The organism is Roseovarius atlanticus (assembly GCF_001441615.1).
Classification (GTDB): Bacteria; Pseudomonadota; Alphaproteobacteria; order Rhodobacterales; family Rhodobacteraceae; genus Roseovarius; species Roseovarius atlanticus.
Genome location: NZ_LAXJ01000003.1, coordinates 285,044 through 308,416 on the forward strand (window position 1 = coordinate 285,044; position 23,373 = coordinate 308,416).

Sequence of the window (23,373 nt, forward strand, 5' to 3'; positions counted from 1 at the left end):
TTCCGAATGAGGACCTGTAGACTGCGCAGAAACCAGAGGTCCGAGCAGGTAAGGGCATGGGGAACCAGGGGCGAAAAACGCCGCGACTTGTTGCAGACAGGCGATACGGCAAAACCGCGAAGGCGCCGGCCAAGAGCCGCGCCAAGACCGCTGCGCGCAAGCCTGCGACGCCGACTCGCACGCGCCGCAAGGGCGGTGGCGGCGGTTCCGGCGGCGGGCGCGGGCCTGTGGCCTGGATCAGGCGGCTGTTTCGCTGGGTCCTGCGGCTGTTCTGGGTGGTGACATGGCGCGTGACCGCAGTGGTGCTGCTGGTGACGGCGCTGGCGGTGGCCTATGTCTATGCCGGGCTGCCGGACGTGCGCGCGCTGCTGGATGGGCGGGCGCGCGGGTCGGTGACGATGCTGGACCGAGAGGGCGACGTCTTTGCCTGGCGCGGCGACCAGTTTGGCGGCGTGGTCACGGCCGACACGGTCAGTCCTGACTTGCGCAACGCAGTGCTGGCCACCGAGGACAAGCGGTTCTACCGGCATTTCGGCCTGAGCCCGCGCGGCATCGCCAGCGCCATCCGCATCAACCTGAGCGAGGGGCGCGGGCCGCTGTCGGGCCATGGCGGGTCGACCATCACCCAGCAGACCGCGAAGCTGTTGTGCCTGGGCGTGGAGTACGACGAGAGCGAATGGGAGAGCGAGGCGGACTATGTTCAGGATTGCCGCCGCGGGTCGCTGAGCCGGAAGGCCAAGGAAGCGATCTATGCCATGGCGATGGAAGCGAAATATTCCAAGAACGAGATCCTGTCGATCTATCTGAACCGGGCCTATTTCGGCGGCGGCGCCTTTGGCGTGGAGGCCGCGGCGCAGCGGTATTTCGGCGTGAGCGCGCGCGAGGTGAACGCGTCGCAGGCGGCGATGCTGGCGGGATTGCTGACCGCGCCGACGCGGCTGGCGCCGACAACCAACCTGGAGCGGTCGCAGGCACGCGCGGCGACGGTGCTGCGGCTGATGAACGAACAGGGCTATCTGACCGACGCCGAGGCGCAGGCGGCACAGAACGACCCCGCCACCCTGTCGGAGGCCGCCGAGGCGCAGGCGGGGGGCTATTTCGCGGATTGGGTGATGGACAGCGGGCCGGAACTGTTCACCCGCGACACGACCGAGGACGTGATCATCCAGACCACGCTGGACCAGCGGATGCAGCGCGCCGCCGAGGAGGCGCTGGACTGGGTATTCGAGAACAAGGTCAGCGACGGGTCCGAGGCGCAGGCGGCGATCGTGGTGATGAGTGCCGACGGCGCGGTGCGGGCCATGGTGGGCGGGCGCAAGTCGCGCGTCACGGGCGCGTTCAACCGCGCCACGATGGCCAAGCGGCAGACCGGATCGGCCTTCAAACCGTTTGTTTACGCCACGGCGCTGGAACTGGGTTACGAGCCCACGTCGATCGTGGTGGACGAGCCCTATTGCCGCAACATTCCGGGGTCGGGGCAATGGTGCCCCGAGAACTATGACAAGAAATTCCATGGCCGGGTGCCGCTGATCCGGGCGCTGGCGCAGTCCTACAACATCCCGGCGGTGAAGGTGGCCGAGAGCGTGGGGCTGGACCTGGTGCGCCGGGTCGCGAGCGATTTCGGCATCGACAACGAGTTGGCCGAGGGGCCGGCGCTGGCGCTGGGCGCGTCGGAAAGCACGCTGTTGGAGATGACCGGGGCCTATGCCGGCATCCTGAACGGCGGCTCGTCGGTGACGCCTTACGGTCTGGTCGAACTGAAGCTTTTGGGCGAAGACGACCCGCTGATGCGCAAGAGCGGCGGCATCGGCGAGCGGGTGATCCAGCAGGAAGCGGCGCAGAAGCTGATGGGCATGATGTACGAGGTTGTGCAGTCGGGCACCGGCGCGCGCGCCAAGCTGCCCGACCGGCAGGCCGCGGGCAAGACGGGCACGACACAGGCGGCGCGTGATGCGTGGTTTCTGGGCTTCACCGCGGATTACGTGACGGGCGTCTGGATGGGATATGACGACAACACGCCGCTGAAGGGTGTGACCGGCGGCGGCCTGCCCGCGGATATCTGGCGCGAGACGATGGTGCGGGTGAACGAGGGTGTGCCGGTGAAGGATCTGCCGATGATCCGGGTCGAGCCGCAGCCGCAGGTTCAACAGCTACCGCGCTCGCAGCCTCGGCAGAACCAGGACCGGGACCGCGATGCCACGATCAACCGGATGCTGAACGAGTTGCTGGGCCCGGCGACCGGGGGGCAGTAGGGCGGGTTCTATGCCGAGCGCATCTCGGGGCGCCGGCTTTGCGATTCGTTGCCCTGTGCGCGGGTCAGGTCCGGCGCGTCGGAGGCCAGCAGCCGGATGATCTGCGCGGAGGTCAGCGCGGTGCAGAATTCCCCGTGCATCGCGGCGACCGACAGGTCGTGCACGAGCTGCGGATCGTGATCGACACCGTTCAGATCGATCCGGTTGCAGGTCGCACAGGCATCGTGGGCGAGGTACACGTCGAACCCCATGTTCCCGGCCATGCGCACGGAGGTTTCCACGCAGAAATTGGTGAAATACCCCGCAATGACCAGCCGGGTGATGCCCGCACGCCTGAGCTCGAGTTCCATCGGCGTTCCGATGAAGGCCGAGTTGACGCTTTTGCGGATCGCGATGTCGCCGGGGCCGATTTCCAGCCCGTCCAACTGGGCGCCGGTGGGCAGCGACAGCTTCAAGGGGCTGTCGGGTTCGATACTGTCGTGCTGGGTGAAGGCCACCGGGCGGCCCGCCTGGCGAAATGCGGTCAGAAGATCGACAAGGCGCGCGTGACAGTCGGGATTGTTCATGCGTCCGGTCTTGCCGCCCCAGTGTCCGAAATCATGTACGCCCTTCTGAACGTCGATCAGCAAGAGGGCTGTTTCAGTGCCGAATTGGGCGATCATGGGTGCACGTCCAGTCTGAGGGCCTGTGGAATGCCAATAGTGCCGGACTCAGCCCGAGCGTTTAACGTCGGCGATAAGGGCGTCGATGTTGCCGCCGTTGCGGTCGAGCATCGCGCCGATCTCGGTGCGTTCGCTGAGCCGCAGGCTGACGCCTTCGATCACCATGTCGAAGAACAGGTCGCGGCCCGAGCGGTCGGAAACCAGGAACAGAACGGTGAAGGGCGACTTGCCGCGCAGTTTCACCGTCGAGCGGACCTCGTGCCAGGACTTGACCTGGCGCACGCCGGTCACCTGGATCTGGCCGCCGATGAACTCGCGGAAGCGTTTACCGTACTTGCGGGCGATATAGCCCTGGAAGGCGGCGGTGAAGGCCCGCATCTGGGCCGCGGTCGCGCGGCGCGAGTCGTTGCCCAGAGTGGAGCGCGCGATGATGTTCACATCGGCGTAGCGGGCGAAGATGCGTTCGAAATCCGCGATCATCGCGCCCGTGGATTTTCCCGAGGCGATCACGCGGTTGATTTCGGCCACGGCCTGGTCGATCAGCGCGCGAGCGCGGGCCTCGGTCAGGGCGAAGGCGGGCAGGGCAGGCAGCAGCGTGGCGGCCGCACCGGCGCCGATCAGGAAACGTCTGGACATGTCATTCATCGTAGGGGTCCTCCAGCGGCGTGCCGAGTTCGGCATCATAAGGGTCATCGAGCGCCCCGCCCGAGCCACCGCCGAGCTTGAAGCGCCTGTTCTGAATATAGAGCGACCGCGCCTGGGCGTAACTGTCGGCGCTGTCGTAAAGCACGGAGTCTATGGTGTCGGCAAAGCGCCCGCGGTCCGACAGGCCCGTGGCCCCCGAGGCGACGGTGGGGTAATAATTCTGCGGCTCGTCGAGCACGTAGGTGAGCGGGTTGGTGAAGAGATCGACAAGCTTGCCCGCCGCCGCGCGCTCGGTCGAGGGGCCAAGCAGGGGCAGTTCGATATAGGCGCCCTCGCGCACGCCCCAGACATAGAGGGTCTGGCCGAAATCGGCGTCGGTGGCCTGGGGCATGTTGAGTTCGGACGCGGTATCGAAAAGGCCGCCCAGCCCGATGGTGGTGTTCACGACGAAGCGGTAGGTGTCTTCGGTCGCGCCTTTCATGTTGCCTTGCAGGATGTTGTTCACCACCGCGCCGGGAATCGAGAGGTTGAAGGCGAAGCGGCCGATCATGTTCTCGACATCGTCGGGAATGAAGCCGGAATAGCCCTTGCCCGCCGGCCCCACCAGATTTCTGTCGAGCGCCCGGTTGAAGGCGTGGGTGCGGCGGTTTTCCTCTTCGTAGGGATCGAAGGCCTGACCCGGCGGGTGGCCTGCCGGCGTCGGGGTGCAGCCCGCCGAGACCAGGGCCACGACAAGCGCAAGGCCGGCCGCGCGCAGCTTTGGTTGACGGATGAACGAGAAATGTGGCAACGGTCAGACTTTGGTTAAACTATTGCGGTTATACATAATCAAACGGCTGATTTTACCCGGATACGGCGTGGTGTCGGCGATGTCCTGTGGCAGAACAGTGCCAATGGTAGTAAGCCGGAACGGGGTATCGTTCAAGCAACGATGTAGCGCGACGCGGAAGAGGCGGGATGCAACTTAGCAAGGCAAGACTGGATGCGGGCCGCGAGGAACTGCGTGCTGCCCGCCGCGAGAGCCGGGGGCTTTACTGGTTCGTGGGCATCTTCAGCTTTTTCGTCAACATGCTGATGCTGACCGGGCCGATCTACATGTTGCAGGTCTATGACCGGGTGCTGGGCAGCCGGTCGGTCGAGACGCTGATCGCGCTGAGCGTGCTGGTTGTGTTCCTGTACGGGATGATGGGCCTGCTGGATTACGCGCGCGGGCGGGTAATGGGCCGGGTCGCGGCGCGGTTCCAGGCGCGGCTGGACCGGCGGGTGTTCGACGCGGTGATCCGCAAGTCGGCTCTGGCCCCCGGCGACCAGTCCGAGACCGGGATGCGCGACCTGGAGGCGGTGCAGCGGTTGCTGGCCTCGCCGGTGCTGATGGCATTCTTCGACATTCCGTGGACGCCGGTTTTCCTGGCCGGGATCTGGCTGTTCCATCCGTGGCTGGGCGCGCTGGCGCTGGTGGGCGGCGGGATCATCATCCTGGTGACCGTGATCAACCAGACGGTCACCAAGCAGCCGGCGGCCAAGTCGGCCCTGAGCACGGCCGCCGCCGAGAACCTGGCCAATCAGATCCGCAACGAATCGGAGATGGTGCAGGCCATGGGAATGCGCGACCAGGCGTTTTCGCGCTGGCAGAAGGCACGGGGCGAATCGTTGCGCGCGCAGATCAATTCGTCGGACCTGGTTGGCACGTTCACCACCACGACCAAGACCTTTCGGCTGTTCCTGCAGTCGGCGATGCTGGGGCTGGGCGCCTATCTGGTGTTGCAGAACGAGTTGACGCCGGGCGCGATGATCGCGGGCTCGATCCTGATGGGCCGGGCGCTGGCGCCGATCGAGCTGGCCGTCGGGCAATGGGCGCTGGTGCAGCGGGCGGTGCGAGGCTGGCACTCGCTGACCGAGCTGCTGGCGCTGGTGCCGCCCGAGCAGTCGCGCACGCCGCTGCCCAAGCCCAAGGCGCTGTTGCAGGTGCAACAGGTAACCGTGGTGCCGCCGGGCGACCAGCAGGCAGCGCTGAAGACCATCAGTTTCACTGTCCAGCCGGGCCAGGCGGTGGGCGTGATCGGCCCGTCGGGTGCCGGCAAGTCGACGCTGGCGCGGGCGCTGACCGGGCTGTGGCGGCCCGCGGGCGGGCGCATTAGGCTGGATGGCGCGTCGCTCGATCAGTTCGACCCGCGCGTGCTGGGCGAGCATATCGGGTACTTGCCGCAGCGCGTGCAGCTGTTCGAGGGGACCATCGCCGAGAACATCTCTCGCCTGGCCGAAGAGCCGGACCCGGCCAAGATTGTTGAGGCGGCGAAGAAGGCCGATGCGCACGACATGATTCTGAAGCTGCCCGACGGCTATGACACGCGGGTCACCGCCGGGGGCGGGCGGCTGTCGGGCGGGCAGATGCAGCGGATCGGGCTGGCGCGGGCGATGTATGGCGACCCGGTATTGGTGGTGCTGGACGAGCCCAACTCGAACCTCGACAACGAGGGCAGCGAGGCGGTGAACCACGCCATCCGCGGCTTCAAGGCCGAGGGCAAGTCGGTGCTGATCATGGCGCACCGGCCCGCGGCGATCCGGGAATGCGACCAGTTGCTGATGCTTGAGGGCGGCATCGTGCGCGCCTTCGGGCCCAAGGACGAGGTGCTGAAGGACGTGGTCAAGAACGCCGGAGAGATTACCGCGAGCGCGTTGCCGGGAGGTGTGCGATGAGCGACGACACGCGCAGCGCATGGTCGGTACGAACCCCGATGATCGTGGGCGTGACCGGGCTTTTGATCCTGGTGGGCGGCTTCGGGACCTGGGCCGCCGTGACCGAGATATCGGGCGCGGTGATCGCCAGCGGGCAGATCGAGGTCGACCAGAACCGGCAGGTGGTCCAGCACCCCGATGGCGGCGTGGTGGCGGCGATCGAGGTCGACGAGGGCGACACGGTGGAGGCCGGGCAGGTGCTGTTGCGGCTGGATGCCACCGCAGTGCGATCTCAGCTGGCGATTACCGAGAACCAGCTGTTCGAGTTGCAGGCGCGGCGCGGACGTCTGGAGGCCGAGCGCGACGAGCGGGACGAGATCACGTTCCCCGACCTGGTGAGCGAGGTGGCGGCGCGCAACACGGAGGTGGCCGAACTTCTGAGCGGGCAGCGGCGGCTTTTGACGGCGCGCAACGAGACCGTGGCCAGCGAGATTTCCCAGCTTGAAAAGCGGCGCGGGCAGATCGGCAACCAGATCGAGGGGATCGAGGCGCAGCAAGCGGCGATGGACGAACAGCTGGCGCTGATCGAAAAGGAATTGACCGACCAGCAATCGCTGCTGGACCGGGGGCTGGCGCAGGCCTCGCGTGTGCTGGCGCTGCAGCGGGAAAAATCGCGGATGCTGGGCCAGTTGGGCGAGCTGGCCGCGCAAGTGGCACAATCCGAAGGCCGGATCACCGAGATCGACATCGAGGTTCTGAAGCTGGGCACGCAGCGCAGGGAGGAAGCGATCACGGCGTTGCGCGACTTGCAGTTCCGCGAGCTGGAACTGCTGGAAGAGCGGCGTGCGCTGATCGAGCAGATGAGCCGACTGGACATCACCGCCCCGGTGGGCGGGGTGGTCTACGGACTTCAGGTCTTTGCGCTGCGGTCGGTCATCCGGCCGGCCGATCCGATCCTTTACGTGGTGCCGCAAGACCGCCCGCTGATCATCAACGCGCAGGTGAACCCCACGGATATCGACAAGCTCTTCGTGGGGCAGGAGGTGACGCTGCGCTTTTCGGCGCTGGACCAGCGGACGACGCCGGAACTGATCGGGCAGGTGGTGCAGATCTCGGCCGATTCGTTTCAGGACGAGGCGACGCAGCAAAGCTATTACCGGGCCGAGGTCGCGTTGAGCGAAGGCCAGCGGGAGCGTCTGCCGGAGGACGTGACGCTGATCCCGGGGATGCCGGTGGAGACATTCATCCGCACCGCGGACCGCACGCCGCTGGCCTATCTGACGAAACCGCTGACGGATTACTTCGCCAAGGCGTTTCGCGAATAGGCGGAGCGCCTGCGGCGCGCAGGATGTCTCGGCGCCCCTTTGGGGCACCTCGGGGCGTTTGGCGGGCGTGACGCGCGCGTGCGGGGGGCGGGCCACGTGGCCGGCGACGGGATCGTGAGTATTCCTTGCAAGAAAAAGCCCGCGCTGGTTTTTGCGGTTGCATCGGTGCGCCGAGCGGCTAGCGTTCGCGGCAACGCAACCGAGGAGGTCGGGACCATGGGAAAATTCGAGGACAAGCTGGCGGCGATGGGCGTGACCCTGCCCGAGGCGGCCGCACCCGCGGCGAACTATGTGCCGTATGTGCAGGTGGGTGACATGCTGTACGTGTCGGGCCAGTTGCCCAAGCTGGGCGACGAGATGATGATCGGCAAGCTGGGCGACGACATGGACGTGGCGGCGGGCGCCGAGGCGGCGAAGGCCTGCGCGATCAACCTGCTGGCGCAGGTCAAGGCGGCGTGCGGCGGTGACCTGGACCGGCTGAAGCGGGTGGTGAAGCTGGGCGGGTTCGTGAACTCGACCCCCGATTTCACCCAGCAGCCGCAGGTGATCAACGGCGCGTCGGATTTCATCGGCGAGGCGCTGGGCGAGGCGGGTAAGCACGCGCGCGCCGCGGTGTCGTCGCCGGCGCTGCCCTTCGGCGTGGCGGTGGAGATCGAAGGCGTGTTCCAGATCGGATGACGCGGCTCGACCCGTCCTTTCTGCGGGCGCCGCTGGCGCACCGGGCGTTGCATGACGTGGGCGATGGCCGACCGGAAAACTCGCGCGCGGCGATTTCGGCGGCGATACGCCATGGCTATGGCATCGAGATCGACCTGCAACTGAGCCGGGACGGCGCGGCGATGGTGTTCCACGACTATGACCTGAGGCGTCTGACGGGGCAGGCCGGGCCGGTGCAGCAGCGCGAGGCGGCGGAGCTGGGCCGCGTTGCGCTGTTGGGCGGCGACGAGGGGATTCCGACGCTGCCAGAGGTGCTGGACCTGGTTGGGGGACGCGTGCCGCTGTTGATCGAGCTGAAGGACCAGCACGGGCAGATGGGGCAGACCGACGGGCGGCTGGAGGCGGCGACGGCGGTTGCGCTGCAAGGTTATGGCGGGCCGGTGGCGGTGATGTCGTTCAACCCCGAAATGATGGTGGCGATGCGCGACCTTGCGCCGGCGGTGGTGCGGGGCATCGTGAGTTGCGATTATGACGCCGGCGATTGGACGCTGCTGCGCGCCGAGGTGCGCGAGCGCTTGCGGGACATTCCGGATTACGATCGGGCTGGCGCGTCGTTTCTCAGCCACCAGGCGCAGGACCTGGGCCGGGCGCGGGTTGCCGAGTTGCAGGGTGCGGGTGCGGACGTGCTGTGCTGGACGATCCGGTCGCCGGAAGAAGAGGCAGAGGCGCGACGCGTGGCGCAGAACATCACCTTCGAGGGGTACCTGCCGGCAATTCCCGCTTGAACCGGGGCGGGCAGGCCACAGATTGCTCTGTATGATTTCCCGAAGCGACGAGCGGCCCTGATGGATGGCGGATCTGTCCTTGTGAGCGTCTATGAAAGCCTGGGCGACGTGGCGCAGGCCGACTGGGACGCCTGTGCCTGTCCCGAGACCGCCGAGGGCGGCCGGGCGGAGGACCCGTTCACCACTTATCGGTTCCTGAAGGCGCTGGAAGACAGCGGGTCGGTCGGGGCCGGGACGGGCTGGCAGCCGCATTACCTGGTGGCCGAGATGGACGACCAGGTGATCGCCTGCGCGCCGCTTTACGTGAAATCCCACAGCCAGGGCGAATATATCTTCGACCACAATTGGGGCCACGCCTATGAACGCGCGGGCGGGCGGTATTACCCCAAGCTGCAAATGGCGGTGCCGTTCACGCCGGTGACGGGGCGGCGGATGCTGACCCGGCCGGGATACGACCAGCCGGGGCGCGATGCGCTGATGCAGGCCGCAGTCAGCATCGGCGACCGCAACAATCTGTCGTCGCTGCATGTCACCTTCTGCACCAAGTTCGAGCGGGAGGTGGGCACCGAAATGGGCCTGTTGCCGCGGATCACCCAGCAGTATCACTGGCTGAACCGGGGCTATGACAGTTTCGACGATTTCCTCGGAAACCTGAGCTCGCGCAAGCGCAAGAACATCCGCAAGGAGCGGGCGCAGGCGCAGGGCTTTGGCGGTGAGATCGTGCAACTGACCGGCGAGGCGATCCGTCCCGAGCACTGGGAAGCGTTCTGGGAGTTCTACCAGGACACCGGGGCGCGCAAATGGGGGATGCCGTACCTGACGCGCCGGTTTTTCGACATCGCGCAGGAGCGGTTGCGCGACGATATCCTTTTGGTGTTGGCCCTGGAGGATGGCGTGCCGGTGGCGGGCGCGCTGAACATGATCGGGCGCGACGCGCTTTATGGACGCTATTGGGGCTGTTCGGCGCATCATCCTGCGATGCATTTCGAGTTGTGTTACTATCAGGCCATCGATTACGCCATCGCGCAGGGTCTGGGACGCGTCGAGGCCGGGGCACAGGGCGAGCACAAGCTGGCCCGCGGATATCTGCCGGTCGAGACCCATTCGCTGCACTGGTTTCGCGAGCCGCCTTTTTCGGACGCAGTGGCGCATTACCTTGAGGCGGAACGAGAGGCCGTGGCCGAGGATATCGAGATCCTGACGAGTTTCGGACCGTTCAGGAAAGCAAATGTGGAGGAGCAGGAATGAGTGAGAAATTGAGTGACACCGCGCGGAAGACCACACTGGAGCCGTTGTTGGAAAACGGCTGGGCGATGGTCGAGGGGCGCGATGCGATCCACAAGACCTATGAGTTCGAGAACTTCGTGGAAGCCTTCGGTTTCATGACCCGCTGCGCGATCTGGGCGGAGAAGTGGGACCACCACCCGGAATGGTCGAATGTCTACAAGACGGTCGAGGTGACGCTTACCAGCCACGATGTGGACGGCCTGAGCTCTCGCGATACCAAGCTGGCGCGGAAGATGGACAAGCTGGCCGACGGCTGAGGGCTTTGGCCGTGCGGTCGGGACGTACCTGCGCCCCGGCCCCCTAGCGTTTGTCAATTGTTGGACGTCGGACGAAATTGACCTTTGCGTCATAAACTGACCCAAGCACTACGAACCGGAAGAGTCTGAAGTCCTACGTTAGCGAGAGCCGTCATTCGAACCGGGTGCGGCGAAGGTTGGTTTTGAGCCCAAAATCACGGATGCTGCGTTTGGCGCGGGCGGCAGCTATGCGCAGGAAGCTGAGTTTGCAAAGTTTGGGCAATTTCCCGACAGCGGACCTTCAAGTTGAGTGCAGCGAATTCGGACTCAGAGTGCCAAGCAGCCTCTCGAGATGGGCGCGGCGATGGGCGGGTCTGAAAAATAGAAAGTCATATCCGCACCTCAGCGAGGTATACTTTAGATCTTCACATCAGTCTTTTCCCTGCTCATTCAGATAGTGGGGAACTTCGTCGGTCTTTAACCATCCGGTTCGCCGCAGAGACGGCTTGATCGCATCCTTTACACTTTGAGGAAGTAAAGTTTTTCCGATCCTGAAAAGAAGGGAGTGTTCTAACTGGCTTGGATGAAGTCCTTTCAGATCCCGTTTCACGAAATTGGGCAACCTGGCGGCATCCGTTTGCTCGGACGAAAATAGCTTTACCCGCTTACCTGTGAACAACAGATATGTTCGACGATCAATTGTATGTCCGGGATGTTCTGGCATCAGCAATTCCAAAAAACTGGAAAAGCCGGCGTCCTGTACGATATTTGCAAGAGCCGCCTCGCTTAACCAAAAACTTGCGGTGTTTTCCACAGATGCCCAAAGGTCTGCAAGCTTTTCTTCGTCCGAACTATTCGAAGTATGCTCATGGTATCTCGAACCTTCGACGGACCGGCCTTCGAATTCTATGGTCTCGCGGCCATTGATCGAAATGAAGGTGTCAATGAGAACTATGCCGCGACAACAAGCATGCATTTTCGCGATCAGCGCGCACGCGTCTGCTCCGGTAAGATGATAAAGAATACCAGAGCAGATGACGATGTCGAATGAACCATATTTGTCGAGGCTCAAGTTGTTCACATCATCGACGTAGAACTCTGCGTTGTCCAAGCCGAGCTTTGTAGCGGCGAAAGATGCCTTGGCGAGGTTTGCCTCCCTTAGGTCCACGCCGACAACTTCCGATCCGTTGAGTGCGAATTCAATCGCGTATTGTCCTTCCAGACAGGCGAGATCCAACACACGGCAGTCTTCGAGCGGTTTTCCAACTGCGTCCGATGCAGCTTGCACAATCCTTCTGAGACGATGATCCACGTGATCCGTCTTGGTGTAAGTATCATCGTCGAGCTTGATCGACATAGCCGACCAAGGCCCGTAGGCTTTGACTAATTCCTCAATCGTTTCGAGCTCAGATGTGAATTTTTTCAAAAGCTTACATCCTTCAACCGCTTTTGGAGCCTAGAAAGAAATAGGCTGCGCTTCAAGCAAGCTCATGTCGAGCCGTGAAAAGCAAGACAAGATAGCAATTGAATGCTCAGTTTCATGACACGCAAGATGATGGAACGTGTCAGAGCGAGGTGCTTACGACCGTTGTGGCTGTCTCATGTCTATTTCTGCTTTATCAAGCCCAACACGCGTAGCTGCTGTCGGACAGCTGCGAGATCATCTGTCAGGCCGTCATTATGCATCTCGGATCAAGCTCTTTTCGGCCCACCGCGAGGAACTTCACTCACTTCGCAGCAAATGTCCGAAGCGGACCTTTTTTGCCAGTTAGTCAGGATGTAGCGAACCGCAGTTTCGTTCGCATCTTACCAGTTCAACCGCGGCGCAGCGTAGGTCTGCTATCGCGGTTTCGCGCCAAGGTCTGTGGGGCCGCTTCGGGGCTGGCTGCTGCCATTGGCGGCCCTTAAGGGAAAGGCAGCTCCGTCCGCCTACCGGCCCTTGACCCATACCGCGCTCAAGGTCCGGTTTGGGTCAGAAGTGCTTGAGGAGGGGGCCAATATTGCGTGACGCTGCGCCTTAGCAAGGTTCAGAAAACCATCCCCAATGCGTCAAAGATTCGCGACGTTTCACATCAATCAGATCGCGTCGAGCAGCGATTCGCCAGCGGAGGTTTCGCAGACGCCGGGGTTGTCCTCGACATGCAGGACCTTCACCGTGCCGTCCTCGACCAGCATGGCGTAGCGCTTGGAGCGGGTGATCAGGCCCGCGGGCGGTGCGGTGAAATCCATGCCGATGGCCTTGGTGAATTCCGATTGCGGATCGCCCAGCATGGTGATGCCAGCATCGCTGGCGCCGGTGTCCTTGCCCCAGGCGTTCATCACGAAGGGATCGTTGACCGAGACGCAGATGATCTCGTCCACGCCTTTGGCGTCGAAATCGGCCTTGGTGCGGATGAAGCTGGGCACGTGGGCCGAGTGGCAGGTGGGGGTGAAGGCGCCGGGGACGGCGAAGATCGCCACCTTGCGGCCTTTGGTCTTGTCGGACAGCGCGACCTCTTCGGGGCCGTCGGCGCCCATCTTGAGCAGCGTGGCATCGGGGAGTTTGTCGCCGGTGGTGATCGTCATTGTCGCATCCTGTCTTTCGTTTGCGTTTGGAATGCCTGTAAGTATAGGCCCTGACGGCCCGAGGGCCATGTGGAAATTGCAGGAGGGGACATGGCGGGAGTTGTTGTCGTGGGCGCGGGCCAAGCGGGCAGTTCGCTGGTGGCGAAGCTGCGGGCGCTTGGCTATGACGGCAAGGTGACGCTGATCGGGGAAGAGCACGCGCCGCCTTACCAACGGCCGCCCTTGTCGAAGAAATACCTGCTGGGCGAGATGGACTTGGAGCGGCTGTATTTGCGGCCCGAGAGTTTCTATTCCGAGAACCTGATCGAGCTGCGGCTGGACGCGGCGGTTACGGCCATCGACCGGGCCAACAAGGTGGTCGTCGCGGGCGGGCACGCGGTGCCTTACGAGCATCTTGTGCTGACCACCGGGTCGGTGCCGCGGCGGTTGCCGCCGGCGATCGGCGGCGCGCTGGACGGGGTCTATGTGGTGCGCGACCTGCGCGACGTGGACAGGATGGCGCCGGAGTTTCGCGAGGCTGCGAAGGTGCTGATCGTGGGCGGCGGGTATATCGGGCTGGAAGCCGCCGCGGTGGCCGCATCCAAAGGCCTGAAGGTGACACTGGTCGAAATGGCGGACCGGATCCTGCAGCGCGTGGCGGCAAAGGAGACGTCGGATTATTTCCGCGAATTGCACCGCTCGAAGGGGGTGGATATTCGCGAGGGGGTCGGGCTGGAGCGGCTGACCGGCGAGGGGCGGGTCAATGGCGCGCTCTTGAGCGACGGCAGCGAGTTGGAAGCGGATTTCGTGATCGTGGGCGTCGGGATCACGCCGGCAACGACGCTGGCCGAGGCCGCTGGTGTCGAGGTGGAGAACGGGATCAAGGTGGACGCGCAGGGCCGTACCAGTGATCCGTCGATCTGGGCGGCGGGGGATTGCGCGAGCTTTCCCTATCGGGGTGAGCGTCTGCGGCTGGAGAGCGTGCCCAATGCCATCGACATGGCGGAATGCGTGGCCGAGAATATCACGGGGGCGGACAAGACCTATGTGCCGCAACCGTGGTTCTGGTCGGATCAATATGACGTCAAGTTGCAGATTGCCGGACTGAACGTGGGATATGACCGCGTGGTGACGCGCGATGGCGAGGGCGGCATCTCCTTCTGGTACTACCAGGGCGACACCCTGCTGGCGGTGGATGCGGCCAATGACGCGCGCGCCTACATGGTGGGCAAGCGGTTGATCGACAGCGGCAAAACCGCCGATCCGGCTGTGGTGGCGGACCCCGGCGCGGACCTTAAGGCGCTGTTGAAGGCGTGAGGATCATCGGCGGCGAGTTTCGCGGGCGGCGGCTGGCCTCGGTCGGCAAGGGCGACGAGGGGGCGCGGCTGCGGCCCACCTCGGACCGGGTGCGCGAGAGCCTGTTCAACGTGTTGATGGCGCGGTTCGGGGACCGGGTGGAGGGGGCCGTGGTGCTGGACCTTTTCGCCGGTACGGGCGCGCTGGGGCTGGAGGCGTTGTCGCGCGGGGCGGCACGGGCGGTGTTCGTTGAGAACGGGCGCGTGGGGCAAAGGCTGATCCGGGAGAATATCGGGATCTGCGGGGTCGGGGACCGCGTGCAGGTCATAGGCCGGGATGCGCGCAAGCTGAGGGCGGCGACGGAGGCCTGCGGGCTGGTGTTTCTCGATCCGCCTTACGGGAAGGGGCTGGGCGAGGCGGCTTTGGGCGCGGCAATGGCCGGGGGATGGATTGCGCCGGGGGCGTTGGTGGTCTGGGAGGAAGGCGGCGGCGTCGAGGTGCCGGAGGGGTGGAGCCTGTTTGATGAGCGGGGATACGGGGATACGGTGATCCGGGTGTTGGAGGCGGGGTAGGGGCGTTTCGGAAGCCCGCGTGGGTTTTCACCCACCCTACGGGAGTTGAGTCGTAGGAGGATGTTCGACAATCGGAATTATTGTTCGAACTATCTTGGTCGTTAAGCCCTTTTCTATCTTTTCTATCATGTCAAGGACTATCAGGTGGATGCGTCTCGCATCTTGGACTGCTTCGTCTACCAATTCCTTTGTTATCGCTGTCCGTGTCGGTTGGTATGAAGGGGCCTTTCGTGTTCCTAAATTTTGTACGTATTCGACTCTCAAAAAGCCATTCGGCGAGCCAAAGAACGCCCCGTGCGCAGCGATGTGACGATTGCCTTTGAACTGGTCCAACCAATCGCACAGAGCAAGAAGGTCGCTGGAAAATCCGTATGCTTCAGCGTATTCGTTAGATCCCCTTAATCTTCTTAAGAGGTCACTGGTCGCTAGTTTTCGCGCGGCGCAGTAGTCCTCAAACCATTCCTTACTGTTCGGCTGGGGCGCGCGCAGGCAAGTGATAAGCGCGGCCGACCATAGTTCGATGTGCGCGCACGTCTGCATGTACTCGCCAAGCGAGAAAATGAACTCTCCCGGCAGAAAATCTTTGATTGAACCAGATGCCATGGAAGCAACCTTTCAGGTGATGAGTCCTACCATCCGCAAGGTCGCCATCCCGCGGTCCGGCGATCGCACGGCTTTTACCCTTTCATCAGCTCCGGCAGGTCGCCGGTCAGGCCCGCCGCCTCGCGGATGAATTTCCGCCGCAGGGCGGGCATGGCCGACATCGCGCCCATGCCAAGGTCCCGGGCCGCGCGCAGCAGGGGGTTGTCGTTGGAAAAGAGCCGATTGGTCAGGTCCGTCGTCACCGCCAGCGTCGCGGTGTCGAACCGGCGCCATTGCTGATAACGGGCCAGAACGTCCGCAGCGGCGAAATCCTCGCCTCGGCGGGTGGCGTCGGTCAGGACCTGCGCCAGCGCCCCCACGTCGCGCAGCCCGGCGTTCAGGCCCTGGCCCGCGATGGGGTGCACCCCATGCGCCGCGTCGCCGATGAGCGCCAGCCGCTCGGCCACGAAGGCGTTGGCGAGCGTGAGGTTCAGCGGATAGGTGAAGCGCTTGCCGCGCAGCGAGATGTCGCCCAGGAAATCGCCGAAACGGGGGCGGAGGACTTCCATGAACTCGGCATCATCCAGCGCGGCGAAGCGGGCGGCGGTCGCCTCGGTCTCGGACCACACGATGGAGCTGACATTGCCTGGCAGGGGCAGGATCGCCAGCGGGCCGGGCGGCATGAAGAACTGGTGCGCGATGCCGTTGTGGGGCAGCGCGTGTTCGATGGCGGCCACCAGCGCGGTCTGGCCATAATCCCAGCCGGTGCGGGCGATGCCGGCGCGCTGCGCGGTGCCCGAGGCACGCCCGTCGGAGCCCACCACGATGCGGCCCGAGAGCGTCTTGCCCGAGGCGAGCGTGAGGGTGACGCCGGTCGGCGTGACCTCTTGCGTGGTGACGGTGTCGGTGACTTGGGCGATCCGGCCCTCGTCCTGCATCGCCTCCAGGAAGGCGCGGCGCAGGTAGCGGTCTTCGAGCATGTGGCCCATCGGGCCTTCCTCGATCTCGGCATGGTCGAAATGCAGGAAGAACGGCGCCGCGCCTTCGCCCGCGCGCCCGTCGGAGACCTTGATTTCCAGCATGGGCTGGGCGTTGTCCGCCACGCGCTCCCATATGCCGATATTGTCGAGCAACCGCACCGAGGCCAGCGCCAGCGCATAGGCACGGCCATCGAAGGCGGCATCCTTTCGCACGGTCTGGGGCAGGCTGTCGATCACGGTGACGGTCAGGCCTGCCTGCGCCGCGGCGAGGGCAAGCGCGGGGCCGGTGAGGCCGCCGCCGACGATCAGGATATCGCTGTCATGGTCCATGCGGATCAATATGTCGGCGCGGGCCGGATTGTCCATGCGCCGGATTGTCATTGGGTGGGCTTGCCTTGCGCCGGGGCATCTGCATTCATGCAAGCGATTTGGCAAAGGCGCGGAGGATCCGGGATGAACGAGTGGCTGACGATGAGCGCGGCAGAACTGGGGCGCAGGATCGAAGCGGGCGAAATCGGGCCGGTGGCGCTGGCTGAGGCGTACCTGGAGGCCATCGACGCGCATCCGGCGCGGGACGAGATTTATTCGGTTGTCACCCACGAGCGCGCGCGGGCCGAGGCGCAGGCGGCAGAGGCGCGGGCCAAGGCCGGGCGGCGGCTGGGGCCCCTGGATGGCGTGCCGATCAGCTGGAAGGATCTCTTTGACAGTGCGGGGACGGCGACGGAGGCCGGCACGCGCCTGTTGAAGGGTCGGGTGCCGGAGCGGGATGCGGACGTGCTGCGCAACGCCACGTCGGCGGGGCTGGTGTGCCTGGGCAAGACGCATATGAGCGAGCTGGCGTTTTCCGGGCTGGGGCTGAATCCGATGACGGCGACGCCGCCCAATGTGCACGATCCCAAGCTGGTGCCGGGGGGATCGTCCTCGGGTGCCGCTGCAAGCGTGGCGCATGGGCTGGCGGCCTGCGGCATCGGGTCGGACACGGGCGGGTCGGTGCGTATTCCGTCGGCGTGGAACGACCTTGTGGGGTTGAAGACGACGTCGGGGCGCGTGTCGCTGGACGGTGTCGTGCCGCTTTGTGCGAAGTTCGACACGGTGGGGCCGTTGGGGCGCAGCGTCGAGGATTGCGCGCTGATGCTGGCCGCGCTGGAAGGCGGGCGGGCGGCGGACCTGGAGGGCGTTTCGCTGGAGGGGATGCGGTTCGCGGCGTTGCAGTCGGTGGTGTTCGAGGACATCCGGGACGCACCGCGCGATGCCTATTTCAGCGCGCTGGAGCGGTTAAAGGCGGCGGGCGCGAGGATCGAGGAGGTCGAGTCGCCCGAGGCAGAGCAGGCGATGCCGCTGTCGGCGATCCTGTTCACGTCCGAGGCCTATGGCATCTGGGGCGACGTGATTTCGGCCGACCCGGACAAGATGTTCAAGCCGATCCGGGAACGGTTCGAATCCGGAAAGGAATTCCGGGCCTGTGACTACGTCGCGGGCTGGAACCTGCTGGCGGCGCTGCGCATCCAGTGGGCCGAACGGATGAAACCCTATGACGCGGTGCTGATGCCGACGGCGCCGAACCTGCCGCCCGAGGTGGACCGGCTGATGACCGATGACGACTATTACGTGACCGAAAATCTGCTGGCGCTGCGCAACACGCGGGTGGGCAACCTGATGGGGCTGGCGGCCGTCACCCTGCCCACCGGGACGCCCGGTTGCGGGCTGTTATTGTGCGGCGAAGCGTTTGGCGAAGAGCGGATTCTGCGGGTCGCCAAGGCTGTAGAGGCGGCGTTGGGCTGATCGCGCGAAATCATTGCTGGACGCAAAATCTTGTCTGGGTGATGCAGGCCGGCCACAACACTTGGCCTACTTTAGAGGTATCCGCTAACCTCTTGCCAAAAATGCCACAATCCCCGCGACCCCGGTTGGTTTTGCTGGACGCAACGCAGGTGCTTTTGTAGATTTGGTTCAAACGGGGCGAAAACGATCCCGTAACCTAGAGGCAGTGTTGATGTTTCCCGAGCGGTTTTCGAACCTTCCGGAATATGCGTTTCCGCGTTTGCGGAGCCTGTTGGACGTGCACGATCCCGGCGGTGATGTGATCCACATGACCATCGGCGAGCCGCAGCACGACTTTCCGGGTTGGATTCTGGACGTGATCGAGAAGCATGCCGAAGAGTTTCGCAAATACCCGGTGAACGAGGGGATTCCGGCGCTGAACACGGCGTTCTGCGACTGGGTTTCGCGGCGCTATGGCGTGGAGTTGAACCCCGACCGGCACGTGATGGCCCTGAACGGTACGCGCGAGGGGCTGTACAACGCGATGATGACGCTGTGCCCCGAGACGAAGAACGGCAAGCAGCCGATCGTTTTGCTGCCGAACCCGTTCTATCAAGTCTACATGGTGGGCGCCCTGAGCGTGGGCGCCCAGCCGATGTTCCTGCCTGCGACGCGCGAGACGGGGTTCCTGCCCGATTTCGCCAGTCAGGACGCCGATGTGCTGGACCGGGTGACGGTGGCGTACCTGTGTTCGCCGTCGAACCCGCAGGGCGCGGTGGCGGATGCGGGTTACTGGAAAACGCTGATCGGGCTGGCGGAAAAGCACGATTTCAAGGTATTCGCCGACGAATGCTATTCCGAGATCTACCGCGAGACGCCGCCCGTGGGCGCGCTGGAAGTAGCGCGAGACATGGGCGCGGACCCAGAGCGGGTGGTCGCGTTTCACAGCCTGTCGAAACGGTCGAACCTGGCCGGTTTGCGCTCGGGCTTCGTGGCGGCGGGACCGCAGAGCATGAAGCGGATCCGGCAGTTGAGGTCCTACGCGGGCACGCCGCTGCCGATGCCGTTGCAGCACGCGGCGGCCAAGGTCTGGGCCGACGAGAAGCATGTGGATGTGAACCGCAAGCTCTATCAGGAGAAATACAGGCTGGCCGACGAGATCCTGGCCGGCGTGCCCGGATACCAGGCGCCCGAGGCTGGATTTTTCCTGTGGCTGCCGGTCGAGGATGGCGAGGCAGCGGCGCTGAAGCTGTGGAAAGAGACAGGCGTGCGGGTGCTGCCCGGCGCGTACCTGGCGCAGGAGGCCGGCGGGATGAACCCCGGCAAGGAATACATAAGGGTCGCGATGGTGGCCCCAAAGAAGGAGGTGGCACGCGGCCTGACGCAGCTGCGTGACTGCCTTTATAATTAACGAGGAAGAGGCGACATGGCATATCAGACGCGCGGACGTGACCCGCTGTTGGACAGCTCGATGGCAGAGGCAATCGAGAAGCGAGGCAAGGAACTTCTGGGACTGGCCCTGCTGGCGCTGGGGTTCGCCGCCGCGATGATGATTGCCTCCTACCACCCCGACGACCCAAGCTGGATGGCTGCGACCGACGCGCCGGTGCAGAACCTGCTGGGCCGGATGGGGGCGTCGATTGCCGCGCCCCTGTTCATGATCGTGGGCTGGGGCGCATGGGGCCTGGCCATTGTCCTTGGGGCGTGGGGTGTGCGTTTCGCCCTGCACCGGGGACAGGACCGGGCCGTGGGGCGGCTGATCTATGCGCCGATCTGGATCGCGCTTCTGGCAATGTATGCTTCGTCGCTGGAGCCGAGCGCGGAGTGGTCGTCGTCGCACAGTTTCGATTATGGCGGGCTGTTCGGGGAAATGGCGCTGGGCACGGTGCTGGGTTTCCTGCCGATCAGCGCGACCCTCGGGCTGAAGTTGTTGTCGTTGCTGCTGGCGGCCGGGATGGTGACGCTGGGCGCGTTCGTCCTGGGATTCAGCCGGTTGGAATTGTCGCAGATCGCGCGCTTCCTGGTTGTGGGTACGATCATGACCTATGCCACGGTGCGCGCGGTGCTGGCCCGTGGTGGCGGCATGGCGGCGGGGGCCGCGAAGAGTGCGCAGGTGAAGGCTGCAGAGCGCCGGGACCGCCGGATGCAGGAGCGCGCCGAGGCCTACGAGATGGCGCGCGCCGAAGCCGCCGTGCCCGAGCCGCGCGTGCGCCGGGCGGAGCCTGCGTTGGCCGCTGCGGCGCCGCGACAGGCCCAGGCCGCGCCGGTCGCGCCCCATGTGCCCGAGTATGAAATGAGCGTCGCGCCGGAAAAATCCGGCGGGCTGTTGTCGCGGATGCCGTCGCTGATGCGCCGGCCCGAGCGTGAGCCGGAGCCGGAGTTGATCGAGGCGTCGGAAATGCCCGACATGCCCGCGCCCAGTGGCGACCGGGTGAGCGCCAAGATCGCCGACGTGATCAAGAGCCGCGTGCGCCAGAACCCGGCCGTTCAGGTCGAGGCGGTCGCGCCGCTGACCCGTGGCCGTGGCCGGGGGCCGGACCCGCTGATCCTGAACACCGCGCCGCGCAGTGCGGTGCGGGCCGAGCCGCCGCTGACCGCCGGTCATGCCGTGCCGGAGCCGGCCCAGGCATCGGTTCATGCGCCGATGCAGGAGATGGTCGAGGCCGCGCCCGAGGATGCGGTGATCGAGGACGGCTATGGCGCCTACGACGCCTTCGAGGCCGAGCCGGAGGTACCGGTCTATACCCGCGCCGCGACGCCCGCGGAAATGCCTGCGGCCGAGCCGAAGAAGGTCGTGCAGCACCCGCCGCGCCGTGCGCCGCAGCCCTCCGCACGGGCGCAGGCCGAGGCGCAGCCCAAGCTGCAATTCGAGGACAAGCCGCAGATCGAGTACGAGCTGCCGCCGCTGAACCTGCTGACCAATCCGGTCAATATCCAGCGCCATCATCTGAGCGACGAGGCGCTGGAGGAAAACGCCCGGATGCTGGAGACGGTGCTGGACGATTACGGCGTGAAGGGCGAGATCGTCAGCGTGCGCCCGGGCCCCGTGGTGACGATGTACGAGCTGGAACCGGCGCCGGGCCTGAAGGCCAGCCGTGTGATCGGCCTTGCCGACGATATTGCGCGGTCGATGTCGGCGCTGTCGGCGCGGGTCAGCACCGTGCCGGGACGGTCGGTGATCGGGATCGAGCTGCCCAACGACAACCGCGAGATGGTGAGCTTCCGCGAGATCCTGTCGAGCCGCGACTATGGCGACGGCAACCAGAAACTGCCGCTGGCGCTGGGCAAGGATATCGGCGGCGACCCGATGGTGGCGAACCTGGCCAAGATGCCGCATTTGCTGATCGCGGGGACGACGGGATCGGGGAAATCGGTGGCGATCAACACGATGATCCTGAGCCTGCTGTACAAGCTGACGCCCGAGGATCTGCGGATGGTGATGATCGATCCCAAGATGCTGGAATTGAGCGTCTATGACGGCATTCCGCACCTGCTGAGCCCGGTGGTGACCGACCCGAAAAAGGCCGTGGTGGCGCTGAAATGGGTCGTGGCGGAAATGGAAGACCGCTATCGCAAGATGTCGAAGATGGGCGTGCGCAACATCGACGGTTACAACAGCCGCGTGGCCGATGCGCTGGCCAAGGGCGAGATGTTCAGCCGGACGGTGCAGACCGGGTTCGACGACGAGACCGGGGAACCGGTGTTCGAGACGGAAGAGTTCGCGCCCGAGAAGATGCCGTTCATCGTGGTCATCGTGGACGAGATGGCTGACCTGATGATGGTCGCCGGGAAAGAGATCGAGGCCTGCATCCAGCGCTTGGCGCAGATGGCGCGGGCGTCGGGCATTCACCTGATCATGGCGACGCAACGGCCGTCGGTGGACGTGATCACCGGCACGATCAAGGCGAACTTCCCCACGCGGATCTCTTTCCAAGTCACTTCGAAGATCGACAGCCGCACCATCCTGGGCGAAATGGGGGCCGAGCAACTGTTGGGTATGGGCGACATGCTGTATATGGCCGGCGGCGGCAAGATCACTCGCTGTCACGGGCCTTTCGTCAGCGACGAGGAAGTCGAGGAAGTGGTGAACCACCTCAAGGCCTTTGGCCCGCCGGTTTATGTGGGCGGTGTTCAGGAAGGCCCCGAGGACGACAAGGCCGACAAGATCGACGCGGTTCTGGGCCTGTCGACGGGCGGCAACACCGATGGCGAGGATGCGCTGTACGATCAGGCCGTGCAGATCGCGATCACCGACCGGAAATGCAGCACCTCGTACATCCAGCGCAAGCTGGCCATCGGCTATAACAAGGCTGCGCGGCTGGTCGAGCAGATGGAGGAAGAGGGCGTGGTGAGTGCCGCGAACCACGTGGGCAAGCGCGAGATCCTGGTGCCGGAGCAGTAAAGCTTCGGCTGATGCCGGGGAAACGTTTACCGGTCTGTCGCGTTGGCGTGGTACTGAACGACAACGCGAAGGGGGCGGGTGAATGGCCGGCGACGCCGAGACATTGTTGGACGAGGTCGGCCAATTGGCCGAGGGCGAAGATCGCGTCTCGGTCAGGGATGTGGTCGATGCCATTGGCGGGCGCGGGTTCGGTCCGATCATTTTCGTCATCGCGCTGTTGGGGGCGTCGCCATTGGGCGGGATCCCGGGTGTGCCGACGCTGTTTGCCGTTCTGGTGATCCTGATTGCCGTGCAGATTTTGCTGGGATGGCAGAGTTTCTGGATTCCCGACAGGATCGGCGACCGGGCGGTGGAGCAGGCGAAAGTCACCCGTTCGGTTCGCAAGGCGCGCTCCGTGGCGCAGTGGATGGATCGCCATTTCGGGCACCGGCTGGAGGCGCTGACCGGGCAGCCGGCGCAGATCGCCGCCGCCTGCGTGGTGGTGGGCCTGTGCCTGATGATTCCGCCGCTTGAGGTGGTGCCCTTTGCGGCGCTGATACCCTTCGCGGCCATCGCCCTTCTTGGGCTGGCGATCACGGTGCGGGACGGGATGCTTATGGTGGTGGCCTTCGCGGCGAGCGCCGGGGCGCTGTTCGCGGCGGTAAACCTTTTCCCGTCCTGACGCGTTGGGACCCGACGAAAGGGCGCTCACGCGCAATTGCGCCGATTGCT

General features: G+C 64.7%; 19 protein-coding genes. 13 read left to right on the forward strand and 6 right to left on the reverse strand.

All coding sequences use genetic code 11. The features are described from left to right. Positions 1 to 56: 56 nt before the first annotated feature. Positions 57 to 2,252 (forward strand): transglycosylase domain-containing protein, encoded by a 2,196-nt coding sequence (locus XM53_RS04785; RefSeq protein WP_057790821.1) that lies wholly within the window; start codon positions 57 to 59, stop codon positions 2,250 to 2,252. A gap of 8 nt (positions 2,253 to 2,260) precedes the next feature. Here XM53_RS04785 and XM53_RS04790 read toward each other — a convergent pair whose 3' ends face one another. Genes XM53_RS04790 through XM53_RS04800 form a run of 3 tightly spaced genes read right to left on the reverse strand, consistent with a single transcriptional unit; the run spans position 2,261 to position 4,349 of the window. Next, positions 2,261 to 2,914, reverse strand: a complete 654-nt coding sequence (locus XM53_RS04790; RefSeq protein WP_057790823.1) for an isochorismatase family protein — start codon at positions 2,912 to 2,914, stop codon at positions 2,261 to 2,263. Positions 2,915 to 2,962: 48 nt separating this feature from the next. Continuing rightward, positions 2,963 to 3,559 (reverse strand): MlaC/ttg2D family ABC transporter substrate-binding protein, encoded by a 597-nt coding sequence (locus tag XM53_RS04795; RefSeq protein ID WP_057790825.1) that lies wholly within the window; start codon positions 3,557 to 3,559, stop codon positions 2,963 to 2,965. Further along, complete coding sequence (locus tag XM53_RS04800) at positions 3,552 to 4,349, reverse strand: MlaA family lipoprotein (protein ID WP_201455387.1); 798 nt, start codon at positions 4,347 to 4,349, stop codon at positions 3,552 to 3,554. Before XM53_RS04800 ends, XM53_RS04795 begins: the two co-directional genes overlap by 8 nt. A gap of 167 nt (positions 4,350 to 4,516) precedes the next feature. On the opposite strand from XM53_RS04800, the gene XM53_RS04805 reads away from it, so the two are divergent. From XM53_RS04805 to XM53_RS04830, 6 genes are all read left to right on the forward strand, one after another. Continuing rightward, positions 4,517 to 6,256: a type I secretion system permease/ATPase gene (locus XM53_RS04805; protein WP_057790827.1), complete on the forward strand. Its 1,740-nt coding sequence runs from the start codon at positions 4,517 to 4,519 to the stop codon at positions 6,254 to 6,256. Continuing rightward, on the forward strand, positions 6,253 to 7,560 hold the full coding sequence (locus tag XM53_RS04810) for an HlyD family type I secretion periplasmic adaptor subunit (RefSeq protein WP_057790829.1): 1,308 nt from the start codon (positions 6,253 to 6,255) through the stop codon (positions 7,558 to 7,560). Before XM53_RS04805 ends, XM53_RS04810 begins: the two co-directional genes overlap by 4 nt. Positions 7,561 to 7,776: 216 nt before the next feature. Continuing rightward, positions 7,777 to 8,238 (forward strand): RidA family protein, encoded by a 462-nt coding sequence (locus XM53_RS04815; RefSeq protein WP_057791267.1) that lies wholly within the window; start codon positions 7,777 to 7,779, stop codon positions 8,236 to 8,238. After that, complete coding sequence (locus XM53_RS04820; RefSeq protein ID WP_057790831.1) at positions 8,235 to 9,002, forward strand: glycerophosphodiester phosphodiesterase family protein; 768 nt, start codon at positions 8,235 to 8,237, stop codon at positions 9,000 to 9,002. The genes XM53_RS04815 and XM53_RS04820 overlap by 4 nt, the downstream gene beginning before the upstream one ends. Positions 9,003 to 9,062: 60 nt before the next feature. Then, entirely contained in the window at positions 9,063 to 10,250 is a 1,188-nt protein-coding gene (locus XM53_RS04825) for a GNAT family N-acetyltransferase (RefSeq protein ID WP_057790832.1), read from the forward strand. Further along, entirely contained in the window at positions 10,247 to 10,546 is a 300-nt protein-coding gene (locus tag XM53_RS04830; RefSeq protein WP_057790834.1) for a 4a-hydroxytetrahydrobiopterin dehydratase, read from the forward strand. Before XM53_RS04825 ends, XM53_RS04830 begins: the two co-directional genes overlap by 4 nt. A gap of 409 nt (positions 10,547 to 10,955) precedes the next feature. Here the strand turns inward: XM53_RS04830 and XM53_RS04835 are convergent, their stop codons facing one another. After that, a complete protein-coding gene (locus XM53_RS04835; protein ID WP_057790836.1) occupies positions 10,956 to 11,951 on the reverse strand; it encodes a class I SAM-dependent methyltransferase in 996 nt (331 codons plus the stop codon). A gap of 650 nt (positions 11,952 to 12,601) precedes the next feature. Then, positions 12,602 to 13,090, reverse strand: coding sequence for a peroxiredoxin (locus tag XM53_RS04840; RefSeq protein WP_057790838.1), 489 nt, complete (start codon positions 13,088 to 13,090; stop codon positions 12,602 to 12,604). Positions 13,091 to 13,180: 90 nt separating this feature from the next. Between XM53_RS04840 and XM53_RS04845 the strand changes: the two genes are divergently transcribed. Both XM53_RS04845 and rsmD read left to right on the forward strand, forming a co-directional pair. Beyond that, the gene (locus tag XM53_RS04845; RefSeq protein ID WP_057790840.1) at positions 13,181 to 14,386 is read left to right on the forward strand and encodes an NAD(P)/FAD-dependent oxidoreductase; all 1,206 of its coding nucleotides are present in this window, start codon (positions 13,181 to 13,183) and stop codon (positions 14,384 to 14,386) included. Continuing rightward, positions 14,383 to 14,937, forward strand: a complete 555-nt coding sequence (gene rsmD / locus XM53_RS04850) for a 16S rRNA (guanine(966)-N(2))-methyltransferase RsmD (RefSeq protein ID WP_057790842.1) — start codon at positions 14,383 to 14,385, stop codon at positions 14,935 to 14,937. The genes XM53_RS04845 and rsmD overlap by 4 nt, the downstream gene beginning before the upstream one ends. Before the next feature lie 677 nt (positions 14,938 to 15,614). Here rsmD and XM53_RS04860 read toward each other — a convergent pair. After that, positions 15,615 to 16,865 (reverse strand): FAD-dependent monooxygenase, encoded by a 1,251-nt coding sequence (locus XM53_RS04860; protein ID WP_201455392.1) that lies wholly within the window; start codon positions 16,863 to 16,865, stop codon positions 15,615 to 15,617. 87 nt (positions 16,866 to 16,952) lie between these two features. On the opposite strand from XM53_RS04860, the gene XM53_RS04865 reads away from it, so the two are divergent. The 4 genes from XM53_RS04865 to XM53_RS04880 all read left to right on the forward strand — a co-directional run bounded on the left by XM53_RS04865 (position 16,953) and on the right by XM53_RS04880 (position 23,323). After that, the gene (locus XM53_RS04865) at positions 16,953 to 18,281 is read left to right on the forward strand and encodes an amidase (RefSeq protein ID WP_057790846.1); all 1,329 of its coding nucleotides are present in this window, start codon (positions 16,953 to 16,955) and stop codon (positions 18,279 to 18,281) included. A gap of 211 nt (positions 18,282 to 18,492) precedes the next feature. Then, positions 18,493 to 19,671, forward strand: a complete 1,179-nt coding sequence (locus XM53_RS04870) for an aminotransferase class I/II-fold pyridoxal phosphate-dependent enzyme (RefSeq protein ID WP_057790848.1) — start codon at positions 18,493 to 18,495, stop codon at positions 19,669 to 19,671. 15 nt (positions 19,672 to 19,686) lie between these two features. Further along, positions 19,687 to 22,662, forward strand: a complete 2,976-nt coding sequence (locus XM53_RS04875; protein ID WP_057790850.1) for a DNA translocase FtsK — start codon at positions 19,687 to 19,689, stop codon at positions 22,660 to 22,662. 82 nt (positions 22,663 to 22,744) lie between these two features. After that, positions 22,745 to 23,323: an exopolysaccharide biosynthesis protein gene (locus XM53_RS04880; RefSeq protein WP_057790852.1), complete on the forward strand. Its 579-nt coding sequence runs from the start codon at positions 22,745 to 22,747 to the stop codon at positions 23,321 to 23,323. The last annotated feature ends 50 nt before the right edge of the window (positions 23,324 to 23,373 follow it).

Bases quoted from the DNA above. Each gene is read 5' to 3' on its own strand.
- XM53_RS04785 (WP_057790821.1), top strand. From the start codon at position 57: ATGGGGAACCAGGGGCGAAAAACGCCGCGACTTGTTGCAGACAGGCGA.
- XM53_RS04790 (WP_057790823.1), bottom strand. From the start codon at position 2,914: ATGATCGCCCAATTCGGCACTGAAACAGCCCTCTTGCTGATCGACGTT.
- XM53_RS04795 (WP_057790825.1), bottom strand. From the start codon at position 3,559: ATGAATGACATGTCCAGACGTTTCCTGATCGGCGCCGGTGCGGCCGCC.
- XM53_RS04805 (WP_057790827.1), top strand. From the start codon at position 4,517: ATGCAACTTAGCAAGGCAAGACTGGATGCGGGCCGCGAGGAACTGCGT.
- XM53_RS04810 (WP_057790829.1), top strand. From the start codon at position 6,253: ATGAGCGACGACACGCGCAGCGCATGGTCGGTACGAACCCCGATGATC.
- XM53_RS04815 (WP_057791267.1), top strand. From the start codon at position 7,777: ATGGGAAAATTCGAGGACAAGCTGGCGGCGATGGGCGTGACCCTGCCC.
- XM53_RS04820 (WP_057790831.1), top strand. From the start codon at position 8,235: ATGACGCGGCTCGACCCGTCCTTTCTGCGGGCGCCGCTGGCGCACCGG.
- XM53_RS04825 (WP_057790832.1), top strand. From the start codon at position 9,063: ATGGATGGCGGATCTGTCCTTGTGAGCGTCTATGAAAGCCTGGGCGAC.
- XM53_RS04830 (WP_057790834.1), top strand. From the start codon at position 10,247: ATGAGTGAGAAATTGAGTGACACCGCGCGGAAGACCACACTGGAGCCG.
- XM53_RS04840 (WP_057790838.1), bottom strand. From the start codon at position 13,090: ATGACGATCACCACCGGCGACAAACTCCCCGATGCCACGCTGCTCAAG.
- XM53_RS04845 (WP_057790840.1), top strand. From the start codon at position 13,181: ATGGCGGGAGTTGTTGTCGTGGGCGCGGGCCAAGCGGGCAGTTCGCTG.
- XM53_RS04860 (WP_201455392.1), bottom strand. From the start codon at position 16,865: ATGGACAATCCGGCCCGCGCCGACATATTGATCCGCATGGACCATGAC.
- XM53_RS04865 (WP_057790846.1), top strand. From the start codon at position 16,953: ATGAACGAGTGGCTGACGATGAGCGCGGCAGAACTGGGGCGCAGGATC.
- XM53_RS04870 (WP_057790848.1), top strand. From the start codon at position 18,493: ATGTTTCCCGAGCGGTTTTCGAACCTTCCGGAATATGCGTTTCCGCGT.
- XM53_RS04875 (WP_057790850.1), top strand. From the start codon at position 19,687: ATGGCATATCAGACGCGCGGACGTGACCCGCTGTTGGACAGCTCGATG.
- XM53_RS04880 (WP_057790852.1), top strand. From the start codon at position 22,745: ATGGCCGGCGACGCCGAGACATTGTTGGACGAGGTCGGCCAATTGGCC.